General features: G+C 43.4%; 24 protein-coding genes. 17 read left to right on the top strand and 7 right to left on the bottom strand.

Going from position 1 to position 21,799, the window contains the following annotated elements; genetic code table 11:
- The first annotated feature begins 154 nt into the window (after nt 1–154).
- The 6 genes from hemF (at nt 155) to FTV18_RS00940 (ending at nt 5,788) form a co-directional block, all read left to right on the top strand.
- Nucleotides 155–1,102, top strand: a complete 948-nt coding sequence (hemF, locus tag FTV18_RS00965; RefSeq protein ID WP_166135895.1) for an oxygen-dependent coproporphyrinogen oxidase — start codon at nt 155–157, stop codon at nt 1,100–1,102.
- A gap of 150 nt (nt 1,103–1,252) precedes the next feature.
- Nucleotides 1,253–1,459, top strand: coding sequence for a hypothetical protein (locus FTV18_RS00960; protein WP_004786985.1), 207 nt, complete (start codon nt 1,253–1,255; stop codon nt 1,457–1,459).
- A 98-nt stretch (nt 1,460–1,557) separates the two neighbouring features.
- Nucleotides 1,558–2,346 carry a shikimate dehydrogenase gene (gene aroE, locus FTV18_RS00955; protein WP_180016554.1) on the top strand — a complete coding sequence of 263 codons (789 nt, stop codon included), beginning with the start codon at nt 1,558–1,560 and terminating at the stop codon, nt 2,344–2,346.
- A 386-nt stretch (nt 2,347–2,732) separates the two neighbouring features.
- The gene (locus FTV18_RS00950) at nt 2,733–4,556 is read left to right on the top strand and encodes an acyl-CoA dehydrogenase C-terminal domain-containing protein (protein ID WP_166135889.1); all 1,824 of its coding nucleotides are present in this window, start codon (nt 2,733–2,735) and stop codon (nt 4,554–4,556) included.
- 359 nt (nt 4,557–4,915) lie between these two features.
- A complete protein-coding gene (locus FTV18_RS00945) occupies nt 4,916–5,125 on the top strand; it encodes a cold-shock protein (protein ID WP_004786992.1) in 210 nt (69 codons plus the stop codon).
- Nucleotides 5,126–5,503: 378 nt separating this feature from the next.
- Complete coding sequence (locus tag FTV18_RS00940; RefSeq protein WP_180016555.1) at nt 5,504–5,788, top strand: hypothetical protein; 285 nt, start codon at nt 5,504–5,506, stop codon at nt 5,786–5,788.
- 104 nt (nt 5,789–5,892) lie between these two features.
- Here FTV18_RS00940 and hemW read toward each other — a convergent pair whose 3' ends face one another.
- The gene (gene hemW / locus FTV18_RS00935; protein ID WP_180003274.1) at nt 5,893–7,047 is read right to left on the bottom strand and encodes a radical SAM family heme chaperone HemW; all 1,155 of its coding nucleotides are present in this window, start codon (nt 7,045–7,047) and stop codon (nt 5,893–5,895) included.
- Nucleotides 7,048–7,173: 126 nt separating this feature from the next.
- Between hemW and FTV18_RS00930 the strand changes: the two genes are divergently transcribed.
- Nucleotides 7,174–7,632, top strand: a complete 459-nt coding sequence (locus tag FTV18_RS00930; protein WP_125279675.1) for a DMT family transporter — start codon at nt 7,174–7,176, stop codon at nt 7,630–7,632.
- A 40-nt stretch (nt 7,633–7,672) separates the two neighbouring features.
- Complete coding sequence (locus FTV18_RS00925) at nt 7,673–9,031, top strand: MATE family efflux transporter (protein WP_180016556.1); 1,359 nt, start codon at nt 7,673–7,675, stop codon at nt 9,029–9,031.
- A 30-nt stretch (nt 9,032–9,061) separates the two neighbouring features.
- Here the strand turns inward: FTV18_RS00925 and FTV18_RS00920 are convergent, their stop codons facing one another.
- Nucleotides 9,062–9,268: a DUF1737 domain-containing protein gene (locus FTV18_RS00920; protein WP_034701512.1), complete on the bottom strand. Its 207-nt coding sequence runs from the start codon at nt 9,266–9,268 to the stop codon at nt 9,062–9,064.
- 288 nt (nt 9,269–9,556) lie between these two features.
- Between FTV18_RS00920 and FTV18_RS00915 the strand changes: the two genes are divergently transcribed.
- Together FTV18_RS00915 and FTV18_RS00910 are read left to right on the top strand one after the other, a co-directional pair.
- The gene (locus FTV18_RS00915; RefSeq protein WP_004787005.1) at nt 9,557–10,855 is read left to right on the top strand and encodes an AarF/ABC1/UbiB kinase family protein; all 1,299 of its coding nucleotides are present in this window, start codon (nt 9,557–9,559) and stop codon (nt 10,853–10,855) included.
- A gap of 97 nt (nt 10,856–10,952) precedes the next feature.
- Nucleotides 10,953–11,204 carry a type B 50S ribosomal protein L31 gene (locus FTV18_RS00910; RefSeq protein WP_004787006.1) on the top strand — a complete coding sequence of 84 codons (252 nt, stop codon included), beginning with the start codon at nt 10,953–10,955 and terminating at the stop codon, nt 11,202–11,204.
- A gap of 76 nt (nt 11,205–11,280) precedes the next feature.
- Here the strand turns inward: FTV18_RS00910 and crcB are convergent, their stop codons facing one another.
- Entirely contained in the window at nt 11,281–11,661 is a 381-nt protein-coding gene (crcB, locus tag FTV18_RS00905) for a fluoride efflux transporter CrcB (RefSeq protein ID WP_159122650.1), read from the bottom strand.
- Nucleotides 11,662–11,827: 166 nt separating this feature from the next.
- Here crcB and FTV18_RS00900 point away from each other — a divergent pair, with 166 nt between their 5' ends.
- Entirely contained in the window at nt 11,828–12,160 is a 333-nt protein-coding gene (locus tag FTV18_RS00900) for a HopJ type III effector protein (RefSeq protein ID WP_180016557.1), read from the top strand.
- 223 nt (nt 12,161–12,383) lie between these two features.
- Here the strand turns inward: FTV18_RS00900 and FTV18_RS00895 are convergent, their stop codons facing one another.
- A complete protein-coding gene (locus FTV18_RS00895; protein ID WP_004787012.1) occupies nt 12,384–12,947 on the bottom strand; it encodes a hypothetical protein in 564 nt (187 codons plus the stop codon).
- A gap of 180 nt (nt 12,948–13,127) precedes the next feature.
- On the opposite strand from FTV18_RS00895, the gene FTV18_RS00890 reads away from it, so the two are divergent.
- On the top strand, nt 13,128–13,754 hold the full coding sequence (locus FTV18_RS00890) for a class I SAM-dependent methyltransferase (protein WP_180016558.1): 627 nt from the start codon (nt 13,128–13,130) through the stop codon (nt 13,752–13,754).
- Here FTV18_RS00890 and FTV18_RS00885 read toward each other — a convergent pair.
- Both FTV18_RS00885 and FTV18_RS00880 read right to left on the bottom strand, forming a co-directional pair.
- Nucleotides 13,751–14,335: a hypothetical protein gene (locus FTV18_RS00885; protein WP_180016559.1), complete on the bottom strand. Its 585-nt coding sequence runs from the start codon at nt 14,333–14,335 to the stop codon at nt 13,751–13,753. The two genes, FTV18_RS00890 and FTV18_RS00885, sit on opposite strands and share 4 nt — an antisense overlap.
- A gap of 26 nt (nt 14,336–14,361) precedes the next feature.
- Nucleotides 14,362–14,829, bottom strand: coding sequence for a Holliday junction resolvase-like protein (locus FTV18_RS00880; protein ID WP_004787020.1), 468 nt, complete (start codon nt 14,827–14,829; stop codon nt 14,362–14,364).
- Nucleotides 14,830–14,952: 123 nt separating this feature from the next.
- Here FTV18_RS00880 and FTV18_RS00875 point away from each other — a divergent pair, with 123 nt between their 5' ends.
- The 5 genes from FTV18_RS00875 to FTV18_RS00855 all read left to right on the top strand — a co-directional run bounded on the left by FTV18_RS00875 (nt 14,953) and on the right by FTV18_RS00855 (nt 20,263).
- Entirely contained in the window at nt 14,953–15,597 is a 645-nt protein-coding gene (locus FTV18_RS00875) for a ParA family protein (protein ID WP_180016560.1), read from the top strand.
- 132 nt (nt 15,598–15,729) lie between these two features.
- Nucleotides 15,730–16,878 carry an AI-2E family transporter gene (locus FTV18_RS00870; protein ID WP_180016561.1) on the top strand — a complete coding sequence of 383 codons (1,149 nt, stop codon included), beginning with the start codon at nt 15,730–15,732 and terminating at the stop codon, nt 16,876–16,878.
- Nucleotides 16,879–16,988: 110 nt separating this feature from the next.
- Entirely contained in the window at nt 16,989–17,531 is a 543-nt protein-coding gene (sodC, locus tag FTV18_RS00865; protein WP_180016562.1) for a superoxide dismutase family protein, read from the top strand.
- Nucleotides 17,532–17,736: 205 nt separating this feature from the next.
- Entirely contained in the window at nt 17,737–19,839 is a 2,103-nt protein-coding gene (gene yccS, locus FTV18_RS00860; RefSeq protein WP_257218561.1) for a YccS family putative transporter, read from the top strand.
- Nucleotides 19,840–19,966: 127 nt separating this feature from the next.
- Nucleotides 19,967–20,263, top strand: a complete 297-nt coding sequence (locus FTV18_RS00855; RefSeq protein ID WP_004787034.1) for a DUF3817 domain-containing protein — start codon at nt 19,967–19,969, stop codon at nt 20,261–20,263.
- 211 nt (nt 20,264–20,474) lie between these two features.
- Here FTV18_RS00855 and FTV18_RS00850 read toward each other — a convergent pair whose 3' ends face one another.
- Nucleotides 20,475–21,704, bottom strand: a complete 1,230-nt coding sequence (locus FTV18_RS00850; protein ID WP_180016564.1) for an MFS transporter — start codon at nt 21,702–21,704, stop codon at nt 20,475–20,477.
- Nucleotides 21,705–21,799: the final 95 nt, after the last annotated feature.

The following is a 21,799-nucleotide window of genomic DNA, read 5'->3' as shown; positions in this document are numbered from 1 at the left end:
TAGTAGTGTGGTCGGATTTGAGCTGAAGCAAATTGCTCTAAAACATTAGATTGAATGTTGTTACAGATGGTGAGCCTCCAGAAAAACACCTTAATTTTTAGGCCATTTTATGCTTTGATGTAAGCAGTCTTTTTATTTCCCTATGAGGGTTCTGATGCAGCATCCTACCTCTGCAGATATTCAACGCGTTCGCGATTTTCTCCTCGACCTGCAAGCCCGGATTTGTGCCGCGCTGGAACAGCAGGAACGTGCCGGTGGCGGCACGGCTGAATTCGTGATTGATGACTGGGAACGTCCTGAAGGTGGCGGTGGCCGTTCACGCGTGCTGCAAAATGGTAAGGTGATTGAAAAAGGCGGTGTGATGTTCTCTCACATCAATATTTCCAAACTGCCCGCTTCTGCCACTGAACGCCATCCGAATATAGCCGGAGCTAAAGCCCAAGCCATGGGTGTATCTTTAGTTATCCATCCTAAAAATCCGAACGTCCCGACCTCACATGCCAATGTACGTTTATTTGTGGCGGAAAAAGAAGGTCAGGATCCAATCTGGTGGTTTGGTGGCGGTTTTGACCTCACCCCTTTCTATCCAAATGATGAAGATGTGCTGTCATGGCACCAGACAGCGCATGATCTCTGTGCGCCTTTTGGCGAAGAGGTTTATCCAGAACATAAAAAATGGTGTGATGATTATTTCTATCTAAAACATCGTGATGAGCAGCGCGGTGTCGGCGGTCTATTCTTTGATGACCTGAATCAATGGGATTTTGAAACCTGTTTTCAGTATATGCAGGCTGTAGGCAATGGCTATTTAGAGGCCATTCTGCCAATTTTCCAGCGTAACCAAGACAAGTCTTATACTGAAGCACAACGTGATTTCCAGCTGTATCGTCGTGGCCGTTATGTGGAATACAATCTGGTATATGACCGGGGCACACTATTTGGCCTGCAGACGGGTGGCCGGATTGAATCAATTCTAGTCAGCCTGCCACCTCTTACCGGCTGGTTATACCGTCCGGAATGGGCCGAAGGATCACCAGAAAAACGCTTGACTGATTACTACCTTAAACCACATGACTGGTTAACAGAATTAAAAACAAAATAAAGCAATCAAAATATTTAAATACAAATTGCCCTCAGATCGAGGGCTTTTTTAATGGATAAATCCTCTATACTGCAACTCAGAAAGATATTTCAGGATCTACTCCTTGATCTTGACTCTGATAAAGATAAATTCTGCTAGGTAAAAATAACAATGTTTAAGCTTCACCTTAATCCTGCTACGTTGGCCTTTTGGCTATTTCTGGCGCTTGGTATTAGTGCGATTAGTACCGCTGTCATCAGTCATAACCTGATTCTAGATGTAGTTGCCATTTCTGTGAGTGTTCTCACGATTGCCGGAACCTTATTTAGTATGGCCTTGCTTTTTGTCGAACATATTATTGAGATTTGTAGTTCCTAAACCTTTAATCTTTAGCCTGCTTTTCACTGCTGACAGGCTTTAGCCCTCCTGCATTTTCACGTATATTAATGGCCATTTCCGCACATGGACATGGTGAAATGAGCAAGCAATTTGCCGTCATTGGCAACCCCATCGAACAATCACGCTCTCCTGAACTGCATCAGGCTTTCGCTGCCAAAACCGGGGTCAATCTGACCTATACCAAACGCCTTGCCCCTCTGGATGGTTTCACAGCCAATATCCAGGAATTTTTTGCTCAGGGCGGTATTGGCATGAATGTGACTGTGCCCTTCAAAGAACAGGCCTTTGCCCAGTGCCAGGTCCTTACCGAACGCGCCAAAATCGCCAAAGCCGTGAATACCCTATGGATGAAAGATGGCATTCTGCATGGTGACAATACTGACGGACAAGGCTTAGTCGAGGCTATTCGTGCTCTTGACTGGACTCTGGAAAATACCGATATCCTGATTATTGGTGCTGGTGGCGCGACCCGCGGCGTGATCTATCCATTGGTACAGGCTGGTGTGAAGAAGATTGTTATTGCTAACCGTACTTTGTCACGTGCAGAACAACTGGTTGCCGATCTAAAAGACGCTGTGCCTCAAGCGGAGTTACAAGCCATTGCCTTAACTGATTTAGCCGGTGAGTTTGATATCGTGATTAATGCGACTTCTGCCAGTCTTAGTGGTGATGCGCTGGTACTATCTGAAGCTCTACAGTTTAAACATGCCTATGAAATGGCCTATGGTAAACCGTCCACGTTCTTAGATCAAGCCAAAGCCCGTGGCGTCCCTACTTCTGAAGGTTTCGGCATGCTAGTCGGTCAGGCCATTGAATCTTTCTATATCTGGAACGGAGTAAAACCTGAGTTGAAAGATTTTCTTTAATTCTGAATATTTTTCAGGTGAACGGGTTAGCCATTAATCCGTTCACTCTTTTCCTTTCATTAAAAATAATAAAATTAAATTGGATTTAATGACATGATTTATCTAATGATTAGACCCTAACATTCGTGTACAATTCATACAAAAATACCCCTAGACAATCTCCCTAAATATTGATTAAAGTCCAGACAGATAAGCATTTTTCAATAGAAGTGCCTTATTTAAAGATGGAGAGTTCCGTTATTTAATCTTTAAACTTGTCTGATCTTCTCGATTCGCTTTTCTGACATTTTTATTTGTTGTCTTTATCAATGTTTTTTTATCCCCAATGTGAATAATCATAGAATCGATACAGATAATCCAAAACTATTTTAATCAGGATTAAACGCATGCCAGCATATAAAGCTCCTTTACGTGATATTCGCTTCTTAATGAATGAAGTGCTTGATTACCCTGCACATTACCAAAAACTGTCAAATGGCGAATATGCCGATGCAGATACGGTAGACATGATTCTAGAAGGTGCGGCAGATTTCTGTGAAAATGTACTTTCTCCACTGAACCAGACCGGCGATGCAGAAGGCTGTCATTTTGAAAATGGCGAAGTACGCACACCTAAAGGCTTCAAGGAAGCTTATGATCAGTTCGTACAAGGTGGCTGGCAAGGTCTGTCTTATCCTGAAGAATTTGGCGGTCAAAACCTGCCGATGTCTTTAAACCTGATCAAATCAGAAATGATGGGTACGGCAAACTGGTCTTTCCAGATGTATCCAGGTTTGAGCGTGGGCTGTATCAATACCATCATCCAGTATGGTACTGACGAGCAGAAAAACACCTATCTACCGCATCTGGTTGCAGGTACCTGGTCAGGAACCATGTGTCTGACTGAGCCACAATGTGGTACCGACCTGGGTCAGGTAAAAACTAAAGCAGAACCGCAAGCTGATGGTACTTATGCGATTTCTGGTACTAAAATCTTTATTTCTGCGGGTGAGCATGATTTAACTGAAAATATCGTGCACATCGTTTTGGCACGTCTTCCAGATGCGCCACAAGGCACTAAAGGCATTTCCCTGTTCATCGTACCGAAATTTATTGCCACTGAAGATGGCGGTATTGGTGAACGCAATGCGGTGAACTGTGGTTCGATTGAACACAAAATGGGGATCCGTGCCTCTGCAACAGCGGTACTAAACTTTGACAATGCAGTAGGTTATTTAATTGGCGAGCCAAACAAAGGCTTGCATGCCATGTTTACCTTCATGAATACCGCGCGTATTGGTACCGCAATCCAAGGTATCTGTCATGCAGAACTATCGTTCCAGGGCGCATTGCCATATGCCAAAGAACGTATGTCGATGCGTGCCCTGTCTGGTAAAAAAGATCCAGAAAAAGTGGCGGATGCGATTATCCACCATGCTGATGTACGCCGTATGCTGTTGACCCAGAAAGCGATTGCTGAAGGTGGTCGTGCCATGATCTATCATGCTGCACAAATCGCAGATAACATGAATGATGCTCTGCTGCGTGGTGATACTGCTGAATTTGAACAGCAGGATGATCACTTAGGTTTCTATACCCCTATTCTGAAAGGCTTCCTGACTGAAATGGGTTATGAAGCAGCGAACCACGGTATGCAAGTATTTGGTGGTCATGGTTACATCAAAGAATGGGGCATGGAGCAAATCGTTCGTGATTCACGTATCTCTACCCTGTACGAAGGAACGACTGGCGTTCAGGCACTTGACCTGATTGGTCGTAAGGTCCTGCTAACCTCTAAAGGTAAAGTGATTCGTGATTACACCGCTGAAATTCTGAAATTCTGTGGACAGCATGCACGCAATAAATACATGCGCCGTTTTGCCTGGGACCTGACCAAGCTATGTGCACAGTGGAATGCGTTAACTGTACGTATCATGCTGGCAGCACGTAAAGACCGTGACATCGTATCCTCTGCTTCTGTGGACTTCCTGATGTTCTCAGGCTATGTAATGATGGCTTACTTCTGGGCACAACAAGCTGCAGTGGCTTCAGCGAAACTGGTTGCTGGTGATGGTGCAGAAGTTCCAGAGTTCTACAAAGCGAAAATTAAAACTGCTGATTTCTACTTTGAGCGTTTATTGCCACGTGCCCAAGGCCATGCTGAAGCAATGGTGAATCCATCCAAAACCATGACTTCACTGGCAGCAGAACACTTCAGTTTTGATTACTAAGTCAAAAGTTTAGGTTTTAGCTTTAAAAAGAGCGCTACGGCGCTCTTTTTCATATGTCAAAATGATGACTGGATACAAAGAAAAATCTGCTGCGTACACAAACTACACAAATTTATATCTATAATTTTCAGACGTCTATTAAATAATCCATATAATTTACTTGAATATCTATAAATACAGGGTATGATGGCGATAACTAGAAAAATTCTTGTTTTGGTTAGTCTTCTTTTAAGTATCGCAGTTTTAGTCATAAACCTTCGTTTTAAAGATCAATAAGCTCCATCCTTTTTATTTTTCAAAGTTACAGCTAGTCATCTGAAATTTTGACTATAAATCCATAAGATTCAATAGGTTATATTATGTCTAACACAGTTACCGGTACAGTAAAGTGGTTCAACGAAACTAAAGGTTTTGGCTTCATTCAACAAGACAATGGTCCAGATGTTTTCGCTCACTTCAGCGAAATCCAAGGTTCAGGTTTCAAAACTTTAGCTGAAGGCCAAAAGGTTTCTTTCAGCGTAGCTCAAGGCCAAAAAGGTCCTACAGCGACTAACATCACTGCAATCTAATATTGCGAAGATGAAAAAAAGCGCTCATTAGAGTGCTTTTTTTGTACCTTAAATTGGCTAATTTTAGTTTCTAGATCAATTAATTAAATTTTAAAGATAATTAAAAATATTCGCTTTTCATTCATCATCTTGTCCTAAATTTCTTCATCTAAATTTATTCAGGTTAAAACATGAAGAAACTGAGAAGAATTTTGATGATTTTAAAATCAAAAATTGCCCATAAAAATATAGAAGTTTTAATAAAAATTGTTATTTATTAATTACTTATATACGAAATTGAAAGAAATTCTGAAATTTACAAAAGTCTTGTCTACGGCTCCATCTTCCCTACATCACTGACTCCTATGATGAACTCATTGAATAAATATGAGTATGATCATGAAAAAATTAGTTTCTTCTTTAATGATTGGCTCGATCGCAACAACAGCTACCATGTCAGTAATGGCAGCTCCTGGACCGGATCATCGTCATCCAACGCCAGCAGCGCATCATTTTGATAAGAAACCAATGCCGCATAAAGGGGGTTTCCATAAAGCACCTCCTAAAGCGCATTTTAACCAGCATGATCGTCATGATAAGTTTGGCAAGAAAGACCATAAAGGCTTCTTCAACAAAAATCATCACAATGGCCCGCATCACAAGTTGCCACCTAAGTATCGTTAATCCGAATGGCTTAAATGCATAGTGGAGAGAGAAGAAAAAGCCCGATGTAACTCATCGGGCTTTTTCTTTTTAAACTGGATTAATTATTCGGATAGATTAGGCAATTAAAGAAACTCTTCCAGCACAGAGTTTAAAAAGATGTGACCTTGCTCAGTACATGCCAGACGTTCTGCATCTTCTACCATTAATTGACGTTGGCGCAATGAAGTCAGCAATTCATCCAGTGTATCCAGACTATAACCTGTTCGTTCAAGATAAAGCTTCGCTTCCACACCCTCATTTAAACGTAAGGCATTCATCATAAATTCAAACGGCATATCTGCCGCTTCGATGCGCTTAAACTGCAAATGTTCTGCTGGCACTTTGGCTAAATAGTCTTTGGGCAAACGGGTTTTCTGGAAACGGTAAACACCATCCGGTTGAGTCACTTTGCCATGCGCCCCTGCTCCAATGGCCAGATAATCACCAAATTGCCAGTAATTCAGGTTATGTGCCGATGGTAATTCTTCACGCCAGGCAGAGACTTCATAATTGATAAAGCCATTGGCTTTTAAATAAGCCTCGCCCTGTTCCTGAATCTCTTCCAGTACTTCATCGACCGGTAAAATCGGCTGAGTACGGAAAAACACAGTATTCGGCTCAATAGTTAACTGATACCAGGAAATATGCGTAGCACCATTCTCGACTGCCAGTTTCAGGTCATTGAGTGCCTGCTCTAGTGTCTGTTCAGGTAAGCCATGCATCAAATCCACATTAATCCGTTGAAAACCAGCATCACGCGCCAGGCCAATCGCCGAGATCGCATCTTCATTGCTATGGATTCGGCCCAGCTTTTTCAGATGCTCGGTATTAAAACTTTGCACGCCAATCGACAGACGATTAATACCAGCTGCTAAATAGCCAGCAAATGGATCATGCTCCACCGTACCTGGATTGGCTTCCAGTGTGATTTCACAATTCTCTTCAAAAGGAATCAGTGCTTTCAGTTCGGTAAACAGCCACTGATAACCTGCAGCAGAGATCAGTGATGGCGTTCCCCCACCGATAAATACACTATGAATCGAACGGCCTTGGGCAAAATCAACCTGAGTTTTAAAGTCCTCTACCAGCGCATGCAGATATTCCCGCTCCAGCTCGAGAGACAATTCCCCATCAGGCACGGCATGCGAGTTAAAGTCACAATACGGACATTTACGTACGCACCACGGCATATGGATATACAGGGATAAGGGAATAAGTGCAGGATTCAATTCAGCCAAAGAACTACTCAAAAACAACTACAAGATCTAGCGTAATTTTAACATGACTCGGCAACAACACTGCTAAAATTAAAATCGCCATCACCTAATGCTTAAAAATTTAAATAGAATTAGATAGTTAAAATTATGAAAATATCCTCCCAGCTCCTTATTTTATTGCCTTTGGTCTTTGCAATCGGGGTCTTGCTGACCTTACAGACGGCTATTAATACCCAATTAAAAGAATATTTATATTCTCCTATTCAAGCTGCATTTTTTTCCTTTTTGATTGGTACAATAGTACTTGCCGGCATCGTGCTGTTTCAGTCACATCCCAAACCAGGCTTACAGGAGCTGATGGCAATTCCCTGGTATCTCTGGTTAGGTGGTTTTTTGGGTGTTTATGCGATCAGCATGAGCATTTATGCTGCACCTAAAATGGGCTTCCTGACACTGACCGGAATGATTATTTTTGGTCAGATGGTGATGTCCATGATCGTCGATCAGTTTGGTCTGCTGGGCAATGACAAAATGCCGGTGAACTGGCAACGTCTTTTAGGTGGCGTGGTGATTTTTATTGGTGTGCTTCTCACTTTACAACGCTAAACCTTATCTCTAAGCACATGATCACTAATGAGTAATTTTTGTGTCGAATGTTTTGACAGCCACAACCCGTCGTTATGAATTAAAACAGCTGTTTCATCTGATGTTGCCCATTCTGGTCACACAATTCTCCCAGGCAGGTTTGGGCCTGATTGATACCATTATGGCCGGACGCCTCTCACCGACCGACCTGGCAGCGATTGCGGTCGGTGTCGGTCTCTGGATTCCAGTCATGCTGCTCTTTAGCGGTATCATGATCGCCACTACACCTTTAGTGGCGGAAGCCAAAGGTGCACGTACACCTGAAAAAATCGCCACAATTGCGCGGCAATCATTATGGGTCGCATTTATCCTTGGGGTGATTGCGGGTCTGGTTTTGCAAGTTTTGCCACTCACTTTACCTTTGTTAGGTGTCCCAGAAAGCTTGCAACCTAAGGCTGGTCTGTTCCTACATGCCATCGGCTTTGGTATGCCTGCTGTGACCATGTATGCGGCTTTACGTGGTTATTCTGAAGCCATTGGTTATCCACGTCCGGTCACTGCTATTAGCCTCATGGCGCTACTGCTTTTGGTTCCATTAAACTTCATTTTTATGTATGGAGTTGGCCCTATTCCGGCACTGGGCAGTGCCGGTTGTGGTTTTGCCACAGCAATTCTGCAATGGTTAATGTTACTCAGCTTGGCGCTGTATATTTTTAAAAATCGGGTTTATCAAAGTAGTCAGCCATTTAGTCACTGGGAAAAGCTGAATACATATTGGCTGAAACGGATTTTAAAGCTGGGCTTTCCGATCGGACTGGCAATTTTCTTTGAAGTGAGTATTTTTAGTACCGCAGCGATAGTCTTGAGCCCATTGGGTGAAACCATTGTGGCCGCTCACCAGATTGCTATTTCTGTTACCTCACAGCTGTTCATGATTCCGATGTCTCTCGCCATTGCACTAACCATTCGGGTGGGAACTTATTATGGTGAACAGAACTGGGATGCCATGCGTAGAGTACAAGGCTTAGGTCTGATGACCGCGACGATTTTGGCTCTGCTCATCATGTTATTACTCTGGGTGTTCCGTAGTGAAATCGTAGCGCTTTATACCTCTGATCCTATGGTGACCCAGATTGCGCTTTATCTGGTGCTCTTTGCAGTGGCCTATCAGCTGATGGATGCCTGGCAGATCAGTGCTGCAGGTTGCTTACGCGGTATGCAAGATACCAAAGGCCCAATGTGGATCACCATGATTGCCTATTGGGTGATTGCCTTCCCGGTGGGGGTTTATTTGTCCCGGTTTGGAGATATGGGGGCGGCAGGCGTCTGGGTCGGACTGATTGTCGGTCTCAGTGTGGCTTGTGTCCTGCTGCTGGCACGGCTTTATGGCAATAACAAACGTTTAAGCCAGCGTGCCTAATTCTCTTATTATTTAAAAAGATGCATTGAATTACTGATTTAATGCATCTTTTAATCCCTGTGGAATTTCCGACTCATCCGCCACTTCCTTAATCACCACTTGCCCGACAATGACATCTGTTCCATTAAAGGTCATGGTCGGTGCACCATAAAGTTCATAGCCTTCATTGAGTGCCTTGGTCACACGGGCACAAAAATTCACATCATCTTTACCAGTAAAATATCGATAGACTTTCATTGAAATTTCTTGATCTTGAGATGCGATTATTTTAAGACTTTCATCATGGAAAGGCACTTAAAAATCATGCTTTGCTCTCTCCAGAATAATTAAATAATTGATTTAAAAACTGCCGTACATACGCCGAGTTGGTTTAAAAATTGCATAAATCAAATGAACAATATCAAGCAAATATGAATACTTTGAGAAGCTTTGCAACATAACATCTACAATTAAATATAGGCAATTTATAGTTTGTCACCTATGATCAAATACACCCATAAAAATGGTGATTTTGAGGAATCTCGCATGGCAAAAACGGCTCGAACGCCTGGTCGCCGCTTTATGAAATTGGCTGGAATGACCGCAAGTATTGCAAGTAAAACCCTATCCAATTCGATTAAAAATTTAACTGCGGATGAAGAGCAGAAAAATGCTGCACGCAGTAAATTATTTCAGGATATTGGAGTACAGATTGCTGATACCTTGGGGGAAATGAAAGGTGCGGTGATGAAAGTCGGCCAGATTGCCTCGCAATATAAAGATATTTTTCCGCCTGAAGTTGCTCGAGCCATTTCCAAATTGCAGCGTCAGGCGCCACCAATGCCATTTAAAGAAATTCAGTCACAGGTCGAAAAAGAATTAGGCAAATCTTTGCAGGACCTATTCCAGCAGTTTGATGAGCAGCCTTTTGCCGCGGCCTCGATCGGACAGGTGCATAAAGCGACGCTACCCGATGGCCAGCAGGTTGTGGTCAAGGTGCAATATCCGGGAGTGGAAGAAGCCTGTGAAAGTGACCTGAAACAGGTTCGTCTGGCCTTGCGTTTGATGGGTGTACTAAAAATTGACCGCAAATTGCAGGATCAGCTATTCAAGGAAATCCAGCATAGTCTGGACAATGAACTCAATTATGAAATTGAAGCTCAGAATCTGGAAGTGGCACGTGCCTTTCATGAATCACTCGATCACCAAATTGTGATTCCAAAAGTATTTAGTGAATATTCTTCCCGCCATATTCTGACCCTAAGCCTGGAACAGGGTGAAAGTATGGAAACGGCCAGCCAATGGCCGCTAGAAACCCGTAATGCCCTAGGCCGCCGTTTATTCCGTGCGATTGGTCAGGAAATTTTCTATCTGAAACGTTTCCACTGTGATCCGCATCCAGGGAACTTTGCCTTCCGTGAAGATGGCTCGGTGATTATTTACGATTACGGCGGTGTTAAAACCCTTTCTACCGAGATCATTACTCATTTCAAAGAGTTGATCCATGCAGCTCGTGACAAGGATATTTCGACCATTGAACAGCAACTGGATGCCCTGCATACCCTGACAGAAACCGGAAAATTCCCGGCCGATCTGTATGAACAATGGCTAGAAGTACTGATGCGTCCTTTAACTACCAATTATGATTTTGCTGAAAACTCAGCACATCATGATGGAATGGAATTGCTCAAACCTTCTCTGAAATATTGGGATGTATTCAAACCTTCGCCAGATACCCTGATGGTAAACCGTACTATTTCCGGACAATACTGGAACCTGATTCATTTGAAAGTACATGATGATTTGAGTGATGTATTTGAGGAAATTGTGCCAAGTCGCAGTTAGGTTACAGTAATAAGCTTACAAGCTGTAACCCTACTTCACTTGAAATATCAAATGTTACATTATAACATTACTCTTAAATTACAAGAGGAATATTACGATGCGTCCAGACATTCATCCCGAATATCGAGAAGTTTTATTTCATGACACCAATGCTGATGCCTACTTCGTGATTGGCAGCACCATGACTTCTAGCCAGACCAAGGAATATGAAGGTAAGACCTATCCTTATGTCACCCTGGATATTTCGAGTGCTTCACATCCGTTTTATACCGGTGAGCAACGTCAAACCAGTAATGAAGGTCGCGTAGCGAGCTTTAACAAACGTTTTGCCCGTTTTAAACGTGGTTAAACTTAAAACCTCCGATTTTTACTCTCAATTTAAATCGCGGTTTATGTCAGGAAATTACCTCCAATTTCCTGACTTTTTATGCCTGCGCTAAAGCCAGCTGAGTTAAATAGAAGCCCACACCCAGCATCAATACTCCGACAATCACACTAGAGATCACATAACTTAGGGCAATCGTGACTGCACCCTGCTTAAGCAGCTGAAAAGTTTCTAGGCCAAAACTGGAAAAAGTCGTAAAGCCGCCCAAGATGCCTACCATCAAAAATAGCCGTGCTTCAGTTTGCAGGAAACTGTATTTCTGGCTAAGGGCAAAGAAAATCCCGGCAAACAGACAGCCTATAATATTGATCCACCAGGTCGGCCACGGAAATAGCATCTGTGGCTTGGCAATCAACATTCCTGCTCCATAACGCAGTGTTGCCCCGATCGCGCCGCCCATTGCCACCAAAAGCCAGTTCATGTCTACTCCGTCTTTATTCGATCTTAAACCTTTTCTCAACCACCATGTGGGACGAGAATAATGAATAACATCATGCACCTAAAATTGCAGAATGAACATGGATCTTTGCCAAAAAATTGGTATATTCGACGCCATTCAAATTGATTTAAGTCTAGAGGGAATCCACATGGCTCAGGAATTACTGGTTCAATTGGCTGCGGGCGAAGCTAAATTTGCAGATGTAATTGCATATATCGATGCGCGCTATGCTCATACACCAACTGCTTTTAAAAATGGTCAACAGGCTAATGCTGCCACTGAAAACCAAGGCAGTGCCAAAGTATTTTCATTTGCCCAACTGAATGGCCTAGATCAGGCACAAACCTTGAGCCTGTTTGCAGAACACTATGCGGCTGTACTGGCCACGCCAGAAGCAACGGATCACCAGAATATCCGCCAGTTCATGCAAAATGGCTGGGATGGCATTGCCTTTGAAGGTGAAGCACTGGTTGCCAAATAAGCATGTCTTTAAAATAAAAAACCGCCTATTTCTGGCGGTTTTTTATATCAAAATAACAGAACAAAATGACATTCATATTTAAGATTAAAATTATTTTTTGGAAGAAGTAGTTCACTTTAAAAATGAAAAACTATAAGGCTAAAAATAAATTAAATATCAATAAAGCCTGGTCACCCTGAAGCGCTCCAAGCGACCCTTTCAGAAAGCCATAAGTTTTCCAGTTTTAACCTTTACCCACTTTCTCAATCCACTTGATTGAGCTGACCCGAAACACTTCACAAGCGCCATCACCGGTATCGGTTGGAGTTAAAGAGGATTTCCAGACGAGGTCTTTATCACGTACTTCCACCAGTTCCCCTTGCAAACGCACCAGGTCACCCCTTTTTACCTGTTTAATTGCTTTGGCAATTTGTGGATTGGCAGGGATGATGTGCATATTGGATACCATCTGTTTAGCCTGTTCAATAGGCACTGGCACGCGATCCATTTTCCAGTTCAGGTAACGGTTATACTGGTTGACTGTAATGTGCCGGGCAATTTCAGGTTGTGCAAACAGCCCCCAACTCACCGCATAATCGATCGGAGAGAACTTGGCCTGCTCATCGTCGGTATAAATTTTTGATCCCAGAATGCGGAAATCACCTTTAAACGGCTGCAAGACTGAAATAGATTGGTCTTTAGCCATCGGTGGCAGTCCTTTGGCAACATTATGGTCTACAGAAGTGTGACCATAAAGCGGTAGTAAAAGACTGGCCGCCAAAGCATAGTATCGAAGATGTTTGAACATAATTCTGTCTTTATTCCATCAAATCTTTTCAAGAATATCTTGTTTGATAGTACGATTTTTTTAATGAATAAATAGTTGAAATTAGTAACAAGTTGATCAATTTTGGTGAGCGGAGGGCTTTAGCTAATCTGATTATTTTCGGTTAATCTAAGCCTGTCTAAGAATCATTTGAATGCGACCATGCTGTATAAATTCTATCAACAACATATTTTTCCACATTTGCTAAATCAGGTCATGCAGACCCCATCCCTGATGGATTTACGCCGCGAATTATTATTGCCTATTACAGGTGAAGTCATGGAAATTGGCTTTGGTACAGGATTGAATCTGCCTTTTTATCAGGCCGTCGATAAAGTCTATGCGCTGGAACCTAACCCGGACATTTTTAAACTGGCTGAGCAGCGTATCAGTCAAAGCCCTTTTGCGGTCGAACAGATTCAGGTCCGTGCAGAAGCCCTGCCTTTTGCAGAAAATAGTCTGGAAAATATCGTATCAACCTGGACCTTATGCAGTATTCCGGATCTGCATCAAAGTCTGTATGAAATTTACCGGGTTTTGATGCCGGGCGGCCATTTTCATCTGGTTGAGCATGTATTAAACCGAGAGCATCTCAACATTCAGCGCTTGCAGCATTTACTCACCCCGATCCAGAAAAAAGTGGCAGATGGCTGTCATCTTAACCGGGATATTGAAACCGCTCTTTTAGAGGCTGGGTTTGAACTGGATGAAGTTCATTATATCGATGCCGAAGGTATTCCAAAGATTGGCCAGCGTATGCTGTTAGCTAGAGCGCATAAACCGCTTTAATCCAGCACTTTTAAATCAGTTATTCTAAACAGGCGGCATTGGGCTGATTTTGGATTGCTTTTTCCAACCTGAAATTCTTGCTGGCTGGTCGCTAATTTGACCTGTACCCAGTCACCTTGCAGCCAGATCCGCTGATCTGCTTTTAAACGGCGAACCTTATTGGCAACAGCTTCGCTGGCGGCAATCACACTCAGGTTCAGCAAATGAGGTTGAATGTTCGCAGGATTGGCTTGTGCGTCTGTAGCGGTCATATTAAAACAACGCCTGTCCTGCTCAAGCTTGAATGGTTTAAATACAGCACTGGATACTTCCGGTACTGCCAGTAACAGATCAATATTACTGACATAGGCCAGATCATTAAAACTTCCCACCACCGGACTGGCTGGATGAATGGTACGGCGCTCAGGCCCATAATACTGTTTAGCCAGTACGCGATATTCAGCCTGATGCGGCTCAATCGATTCTACCTGAAAATTTTTGAGTACCCCGGCCTGCTCCAGATTCGGGATCGCCCGAAAGTATTCCGACCAGATCCATAGTCCAAGCGCAAACAGTGCTGCGGCAATAATCAGTTTATCCATAGTGTAGCGTTGAAGCTTGCTGTCCTTCAGTCTTCAAAATCAATCCGGATGGTCTCAAAACGTACCCGCCCTTCCTGAATGGCTTGAGCAATTGCCATCTGGCCTTTGGTCAGACGTGCACCACCACTTTTAATATCAATCAAAACCACTTCAATATCTTCTGCCAGTCCTTCACCATCACGAAAATCGGTATAACCATCAAAGACTACATAATCCACCGGATCGCCTAAAAATTTGGCATCACTAGGTAGATATTGAAACTCTGGCATGATCGGTGCCAACTGCTCGGCCATTTTGCCTTTGAGTACCGCGCGACTGGTATTCACACTGCGTTTTTGTGCAGCGACTAAAGCTTGCTGATGTTCCAGCTCCAGCTCGGCAATATATTGTTCATATTCTGCTTTAATTCGACCATTTCGCGTCTGGCCCAGAATCAGGGTAGTTAAAACCACTCCAATACAGGCACCAATCAGCATAGCCATTCCAATGGACATTCAATCTTCCTAATCTGCTTTATTTTGCTGCCTACCTTCGACTGAAGTTGAAAAGGTCTGCCATCCAGTAAGCCTGCAAAGAATGATATGCTAGGCGGGAGCAGAATTAAATCATCCCGGGTCATGAAAACTATTTTAATTGCAAATCAGAAAGGTGGCTGTGGTAAAACCATTACTGCGATTAGCCTGACAGCTGCCCTGGCACAAAAGGGTTATAAAGTTGCTCTGGCCGATGCGGACAGCCAGAAATCGACCTTGCAATGGTTGAAACATCGCCCAAAAGATGCCGCACCGATTCAGAGTCTGGACTGGCGAAATGCCAAATCGATTGGGGATGCGCCTAAAAATCTGGAATATCTGATTATCGATGCACCCGGAGCGCTGACTGAAGATCATGCCGAACAGCTAATTAGTGAAGCGGATGCCATCATTATCCCGCTGCAGCCTTCTTTTTTTGATATTGATTCTACGCGCCGTTTTCTCAAACATTTGCAGGATATTAAACGTATCCGTAAAGGCAAGGTTGAAATTCTGCTCCTCGCTAACCGCACCAAACCTAATGCAGCCAGTAATCAGGACATTCAGCAATTCTTTAATAAAATTGATCAGCAACCGATTACCTGGATTTCTGAACGTGCACCCTATAGCCGACTGGCCATGCAAGGCCTGTCTATTTTTGATAAACAGCAGAAGATGTACCGTGAATTACAGGATCAATGGCAACCTTTATTGAATGCCATTATTGACGATCCAAGCCAATGGTTCTAGTTCTGTTATTTTTAGCCTCTTCTTTTTATTCTAAGGAAAATAATCGTACTACTTCCCGCACTATCGTTTTCGATCGCTTTTTTTTCAGTTAATATGCCTGACACGACCTAAAAAAATGAGCTTCTAAATTCAGTGCAACAGTACGCGCCTACACTACAAAAAGTCTTATTATTTGGACTATTTTTCATTCTGATTTTTTTGAGTTTTCACATACTCAAGTATTTCATCATTCCTGTAGTTTGGGCAGCCATTATTGCGTACATGACCTGGCCGCTGTATCAGTCGATCTTAAGAATGAGTGGCAATCGGCCGACACTGAGTGCGACCATTATGATTCTGGGTGTGATTCTGGTATTTGGTTTGCCTTTTATCTTTGCCATTTTTATGCTGCAACACGAAGGCCGGAACCTGTATTTTGAATTGCAGAAACAGGTATTCTCAGGTCATCTCAGCGTTCCAGATTTTATTCGCGGCCTGCCACTTGTAGGTAAGGAAATTACCCGCACCCTGAATGAGATTAATGCCGATCCAAATAGCATTGCACAAACCATTTCAGCCTGGATTCAGGGTCATCTGAATTATGGTAAAGTCGTACTGAATGAAATCAGTAAAAACGTCTTCAAGCTGTGTTTTGCTGTGCTGTCGTTATTCTTCTTCTACCGTGATGGCCATACCATTCTGAATCAGGTGCGTAAAGCCTTTGAGATGGTAGTCGGTCCACGTATTCACCATTATCTGGCGACAATTTCAGATACCACACGTGCGGTGGTCTATGGGGTAGGCTTAACAGCGATTGCCCAGTCTTTACTGGCAGGTATCAGCTACTTTGTGGCTGGCGTACCGAACCCAATGGTACTGACCATTATCACCTTTATCTTTGCTTTAATTCCTTTTGGCCCTCCTGTTGCTTATGGTGCAGTTTCGCTATGGCTGTTCTCGCAAGGTCAAACCATTGAAGCCGTAGGAGTCATGATCTGGGGTGTCTGTATTGTGAGTACGGCAGATAATGTGATTCGTCCACTGGTCATTTCAGGTGCAACACAAATTCCATTCCTGCTGATCATGTTTGGTGTCTTAGGTGGCATTGCCAGTTTCGGTCTGGTCGGTGTCTTTATTGGACCGGTGATTCTGGCCGTACTACTGGCCATCTGGCGTGAATGGCTGCATGAAAGCAACTTGAATGAACTTTTGATGATGCCTAAAGCCACTATGGCGCATGAGGTTGAACCGAAGAAAAAATTCCGTCTGCGCCGCAACAAGACACCGAAATCACAAGACTGACTGGCTTAAACAAATTAAAACATTTAAGTACCGATTTTCCATAGTGCTTTTGGTCTTGCTCTGTTTCAATAGATTCCGAAAAGCAGAATAAAGATCAAGGTGTGATAATTATGTCTTCATTGTTTAAACTTACAGCTTTGTGCGCAGTCAGTGCCGCACTTTTTACCGGTTGCGCTTCAACCTCTACTTCGACTGAAAATGTTAAAACCGTGACCCTGAATGCAGTCTCTGCACAGGGCGTCGGTGAATCGATTGGTACCGTATTATTGAGTGACAGCCCGGCGGGCCTGGTGATTCGTACTAACCTGAAACAGCTTCCTGCGGGTGAGCGTGGCTTCCATATTCATGAAAATGGTTCATGTGCACCGGGTGAAAAAGATGGCAAACCAGGTGCTGCACTTGCTGCCGGCAGTCACTACAACCCAAATCAGGCACCTCATCATGGCACGCCAGTGACGGGTCACCTGGGTGACTTACCAGCCCTTAAAGTAAACACTGATGGTACAGCACGTGTAACTCTGCTTGCGCCACGCCTGAAACTGGCAGATATTCAGGGTCGTGCCATCATGGTTCATGCGGGCGGTGATAACTATTCAGATGAACCGCAACCATTAGGCGGCGGCGGTGAACGTATTGCGTGTGGTGTGATCTGATTTATCACAGATTATTAGCATTTAAAAACGGGCTTATTGCCCGTTTTTTAGTAGACATTTCTTCTGAAATTGGCGCTTAAATTGCATTCAAAACCGGCAGTCAAATACCACGGATCATATTCTTGTGAATAGCTCAGATTCCATATTGCATCCTCTTCAGCACATACTTAAAAAAGCCCTGTTGCCTTTTCAGTCCAGTGCCTTGATGACTTACTGTTTGCAGATGTTCATTGTGCTTTCAGGAACGACTTTTGGTCTAAAACTTCTCGGCTATGAAACCTTGATTGTTCCGGTCACTTTAGGAGCAATTGCCACTGCCCTGACCGATTTTGATGACCGTTTAAGTTTAAGGCTGCGCAATCTGGGGCTGGTCATGCTGCTGTTTTTTGCAGTCAGTAGCATGCTGGAATTTCTGCACTCCTATAAAGTCTGGTTTGCACTCTGGCTATCACTTTCTAGTGCCGTATTTATCTTGATGGGGGCTTTGGGACAGCGTTATGCCACCATTTCTTTTGGCACTGTATTGCTGTCCATTTACACCATGTTTGGCTTGGGAGAATATGGACACTGGTATGAGCAGCCGCTGTATTTTGTAGTTGGGGTGGTGTGGTATGGCCTGACTTCGATTCTGTTTTACCTGATTCGTCCCACTTTACAGGTTCAGGAAAATCTGTCCATCAACCTGCAACAGATGGCAGAGCTGCTATCGACCAAAGCCAAATTATTTGATCCAGATAATCAGAATAATGTCGAGCCGCTGCTCTACGAGCTTTCCTTAAAAAATACCCAAGTCATTGAAAGCTTTAACCGCACCAAAGATTCTTTACTGACCCGACTCAAAGCCTCACGTCCGAATCATAAAACTATTTACTGGCTGAATCTTTATTTTCTGACCCAGGATATCCATGAACAGGCGACTGCCAACTATCTGCATTATGAGCAGATTCATCAGCATTTTAGCCGTACCGATCTGATCTTTCGGATTCAGAAAAATATTCACTTGCAGGCGCTTGCCTGCCAGCAGTTGGCTACTTGCGTATTGCGTAATGAAACTTATCAGCTTCCTGAACAGCATCAACTGGCACTCAAAGCATTAGAAGCTTCCATGCAGGACTGGATTGCGCAGCACCCCCAGAATATTGAAGTGAAAAACTTACAGCTCATTCTGAGCAATCTGCTGAGTGTGCATGAACAGCTGCAACATTTGCAGGATGGACAAGCCATTTACCGTCCGGATTATCCAAAACATTTTGATGATTCCAGCCTGTTTGATGATGACCTGCGTGGACCCGCGGATTTTTGGCTGAAATTAAAACCCCATCTGGGATCACAATCGGCGCTGTTTCGTCATGCGGTGCGGATCGCTTTGGTCTTTCTGGTTGGCTATGCAATTTCCCTATTGCCCTTTGCCAAAAATGGCTACTGGATATTGCTGACCAGTTTATTTGTCTGCCAGATCAGTTATTTCGCTACCAAAAGCCGTTTAAAACTGCGGACTTTAGGTACTCTACTTGGGGTCGTTCTGGGAATTCCGATCCTGTATTTTGTGCCAAGTATTGAAGGCCAATTGCTGCTCACAGTTATTTTCGGTGTCGGCTTTTTCTATTTGCGCTCCAAGAAATATGCTATGGCCACATTGATGGCAACCTTGGTGGTACTGCTGATTTTTAATCTGAAAGGCGCAGGCTATGCTGTCATTCTGCCGAGAATTATCGATACCCTAATTGGCTGTCTGATTGCCTGGCTGGCGGTCAGTTGTATCTGGCCGGACTGGAATTTCCGGAATATTTCCAGCAACATTAAAAAGTCTTCCCAAGCGACGCTGAACTATTTACTGGCTATTCTGGAGCAATATCAGCATGGTAAAAATAACAGCATTGCTTACCGGACAGCACGTCGTTTGGCTCATAATGCCCAGATTGACCTTTCCAATATGATTTCCAGTCTGAGTACCGAACCAAATCCAGATCCGGTGCTGATTCGCAATGCCTTCCGTTATCTAGTTTATAGTCACAGTCAGCTCAGTTATATTTCCGCATTGGGTAGCCATCGCGAACAGGTATCTGATCCACAAATTCTGCAACTGCTCTCTGCCTGTCAGCAGACTTTAACCTCTGCCCTATCAAATCCTGAAAATGTACCGCAGCAGAACATTCAGGACCAACTGGCAGAAATCCGGCAGCTGAGTCAGCAGGAGCATATTTCTACCCACCTGCTGCTGGTGCTTAAACAGATCAGTCTATTACTGGAAACCTTGCCTGAATTATTGTCTCTAAGACAGCAATTACTGGTAGTTGAAATCAAATAACCAAGCGGAGCACTAGGATATAAGTATTTAAAATAATTAATTTTATCCTATAAATTTCATTTTGCTTAAATCGGCAGATTGGGTACACTCAAGCCTGATTGAATAGAACATAGAAGAGTGAGTGCGCGTGAATATTAAAACTTTACGTCTGGTTGGATTGCTTGAAGGTATTTCATTTCTGCTGCTGTTATTTATTGCAATGCCGGTCAAGTACATGATGGATAACCCGATTCTGGTGAAATATATCGGCATGGGTCACGGTGTTCTTTTCGTGCTTTTTCTTGTAGTGTTATTTGCGGTATGTGAAAAACAGAAATGGTCTCTGAGTATGTTTATTTTGGGCTTGATCGCTTCAATTCTGCCATTTGGGCCATTTATCTTTGATATGAAATTAAAGAAGTTGGAGCAGCCGGCTGAAGCTTAACTTTTGAATTCTAATCATTATTAAATCCATAATGGACGTTCCCTCTCCCTTTAGGAGATGAACAGCACTGCTGCGCAAGGGTGAGGTTATTTTATTAATATTTCCCTCTCTAACTCTCTCCCATAGGGAGAGAGAACATTGAATACTTGTATTTGAGGCACATAAAGTAAATAGCTTCATTTGATTAAACATTTAAAAGGGAGGAATTCTTTTAAAACTCTCCTCGCCCTTTTCTGTCCAGCATTATTTGTTTCAGCTGGATACGTGGCAAGCTAAACCAGAGTGCAATCAAAATAAACGAGGCACCGCAATAAGCCCAAAGATCAAAAGCTTCATAAGCAATTCTGACTACTTCAATCACGATAAAGAAACTCAGCATCATCAAGATAGATACCGTTGCCGCAACCGTGCCTTTAGACACTTCAGATGACATCAGCGCAAACCGGTACAATACCGAAAAGCTGATCCCTTCACCCAGACTGATGCAAGTGGTACCGATAATCAGACAATGCAGAAAATAGTCTGGAATCAACATTCCCACTAACAGCAAAATGGTTCCGAACAGCATCAATGGCACACCTAGCATTACTGTTTTACCGAGCGGCATCTTGTCGATAATTTTCAGTAGAATGATATTGCCCAGAATCAGGCCACCCAATACCGGAAACTGAGCCAGGCCATATTGCATGCTGCTCAAGCCCAATTCTTCAACCAGAATCACAGGAGATAAGGCAATCCATAGCATCAATGGCAAGCTCACCAGCGGTAATGCCATAGTCATGATCACAAAACGCTTATTTTTCAGGACCTGTTTAAAGTCATCGATAATATAGCTGAGTGGCTGTTTGGGAATACTGATATTCGGATTCGGCATCTTCGCTTTTAGTCCAAACCAGCTCAGAAATGCCAGACAGGCAATGCCGATAAAACCCCAGTGCCATGAGACATGGTCAATCATAAAGGCACCGACTACTGGCCCTAAAAGTGGTGCCAGCAAGGAGACATTGGCCATAAGTGCCATGACTTTAATGGCATCGCGTTCTTCAAAACTTTCCTGAATCGCGGCATAACCCACAGCAGCAATAAAGGACAAGCCAAAACCTTGTAAAAAGCGCAGGAACAGAAAGCTTTGAATATTCGGTGTGAGTAAAATCGCCAGACAGCAGATTACAAAAAAAGCTACGCCACCGAGCAGGACTTTTTTACGGCCTAATCGGTCTGATAAGGGTCCTAAAATTGCGGCAACAAATGCCCCACCTAACAGGAAAAAGGACATAGAAGATGGTGCCCAGGAACTGCTTACGCCAAAATCACGGGTAATGGCCAACATGGCCGGCTGGATCAGGTCATTACAGATATAGACGGAGAATTCAAACAGCACCAGTGCCAGAGGAAACATCAGTGTGGCACGGGTCAGTTTGTGGGTTTGGGCGTTTTGCATGGGAGTTGTTATTGCCAGTCTGCCCATTAATAGCAGACCGAACTTTATCTAAAATAGAGAAGAATAATTTTAGCAGAGATCGGATTTAAAGTATT

The sequence above is a fragment of the Acinetobacter sp. YH12241 genome (assembly GCF_013417535.1).
GTDB lineage: Bacteria > Pseudomonadota > Gammaproteobacteria > Pseudomonadales > Moraxellaceae > Acinetobacter.
Note: the sequence above shows the minus strand (reverse complement) of the source record. Positions and strands in the feature narration are given on the sequence as shown.

Bases quoted from the DNA above. Each gene is read 5' to 3' on its own strand.
- FTV18_RS00885 (WP_180016559.1), bottom strand. From the start codon at position 14,335: ATGGATAAACTGATTATTGCCGCAGCACTGTTTGCGCTTGGACTATGG.
- FTV18_RS00900 (WP_180016557.1), top strand. From the start codon at position 11,828: ATGGCTCAGGAATTACTGGTTCAATTGGCTGCGGGCGAAGCTAAATTT.
- FTV18_RS00910 (WP_004787006.1), top strand. From the start codon at position 10,953: ATGCGTCCAGACATTCATCCCGAATATCGAGAAGTTTTATTTCATGAC.
- crcB (WP_159122650.1), bottom strand. From the start codon at position 11,661: ATGAACTGGCTTTTGGTGGCAATGGGCGGCGCGATCGGGGCAACACTG.
- aroE (WP_180016554.1), top strand. From the start codon at position 1,558: ATGAGCAAGCAATTTGCCGTCATTGGCAACCCCATCGAACAATCACGC.
- FTV18_RS00915 (WP_004787005.1), top strand. From the start codon at position 9,557: ATGGCAAAAACGGCTCGAACGCCTGGTCGCCGCTTTATGAAATTGGCT.
- FTV18_RS00930 (WP_125279675.1), top strand. From the start codon at position 7,174: ATGAAAATATCCTCCCAGCTCCTTATTTTATTGCCTTTGGTCTTTGCA.
- FTV18_RS00880 (WP_004787020.1), bottom strand. From the start codon at position 14,829: ATGTCCATTGGAATGGCTATGCTGATTGGTGCCTGTATTGGAGTGGTT.
- FTV18_RS00890 (WP_180016558.1), top strand. From the start codon at position 13,128: ATGCTGTATAAATTCTATCAACAACATATTTTTCCACATTTGCTAAAT.
- FTV18_RS00875 (WP_180016560.1), top strand. From the start codon at position 14,953: ATGAAAACTATTTTAATTGCAAATCAGAAAGGTGGCTGTGGTAAAACC.
- FTV18_RS00945 (WP_004786992.1), top strand. From the start codon at position 4,916: ATGTCTAACACAGTTACCGGTACAGTAAAGTGGTTCAACGAAACTAAA.
- FTV18_RS00920 (WP_034701512.1), bottom strand. From the start codon at position 9,268: ATGAAAGTCTATCGATATTTTACTGGTAAAGATGATGTGAATTTTTGT.
- hemF (WP_166135895.1), top strand. From the start codon at position 155: ATGCAGCATCCTACCTCTGCAGATATTCAACGCGTTCGCGATTTTCTC.
- FTV18_RS00895 (WP_004787012.1), bottom strand. From the start codon at position 12,947: ATGTTCAAACATCTTCGATACTATGCTTTGGCGGCCAGTCTTTTACTA.
- FTV18_RS00960 (WP_004786985.1), top strand. From the start codon at position 1,253: ATGTTTAAGCTTCACCTTAATCCTGCTACGTTGGCCTTTTGGCTATTT.
- FTV18_RS00950 (WP_166135889.1), top strand. From the start codon at position 2,733: ATGCCAGCATATAAAGCTCCTTTACGTGATATTCGCTTCTTAATGAAT.
- FTV18_RS00850 (WP_180016564.1), bottom strand. From the start codon at position 21,704: ATGCAAAACGCCCAAACCCACAAACTGACCCGTGCCACACTGATGTTT.
- yccS (WP_257218561.1), top strand. From the start codon at position 17,737: ATGACTTACTGTTTGCAGATGTTCATTGTGCTTTCAGGAACGACTTTT.
- FTV18_RS00940 (WP_180016555.1), top strand. From the start codon at position 5,504: ATGAAAAAATTAGTTTCTTCTTTAATGATTGGCTCGATCGCAACAACA.
- sodC (WP_180016562.1), top strand. From the start codon at position 16,989: ATGTCTTCATTGTTTAAACTTACAGCTTTGTGCGCAGTCAGTGCCGCA.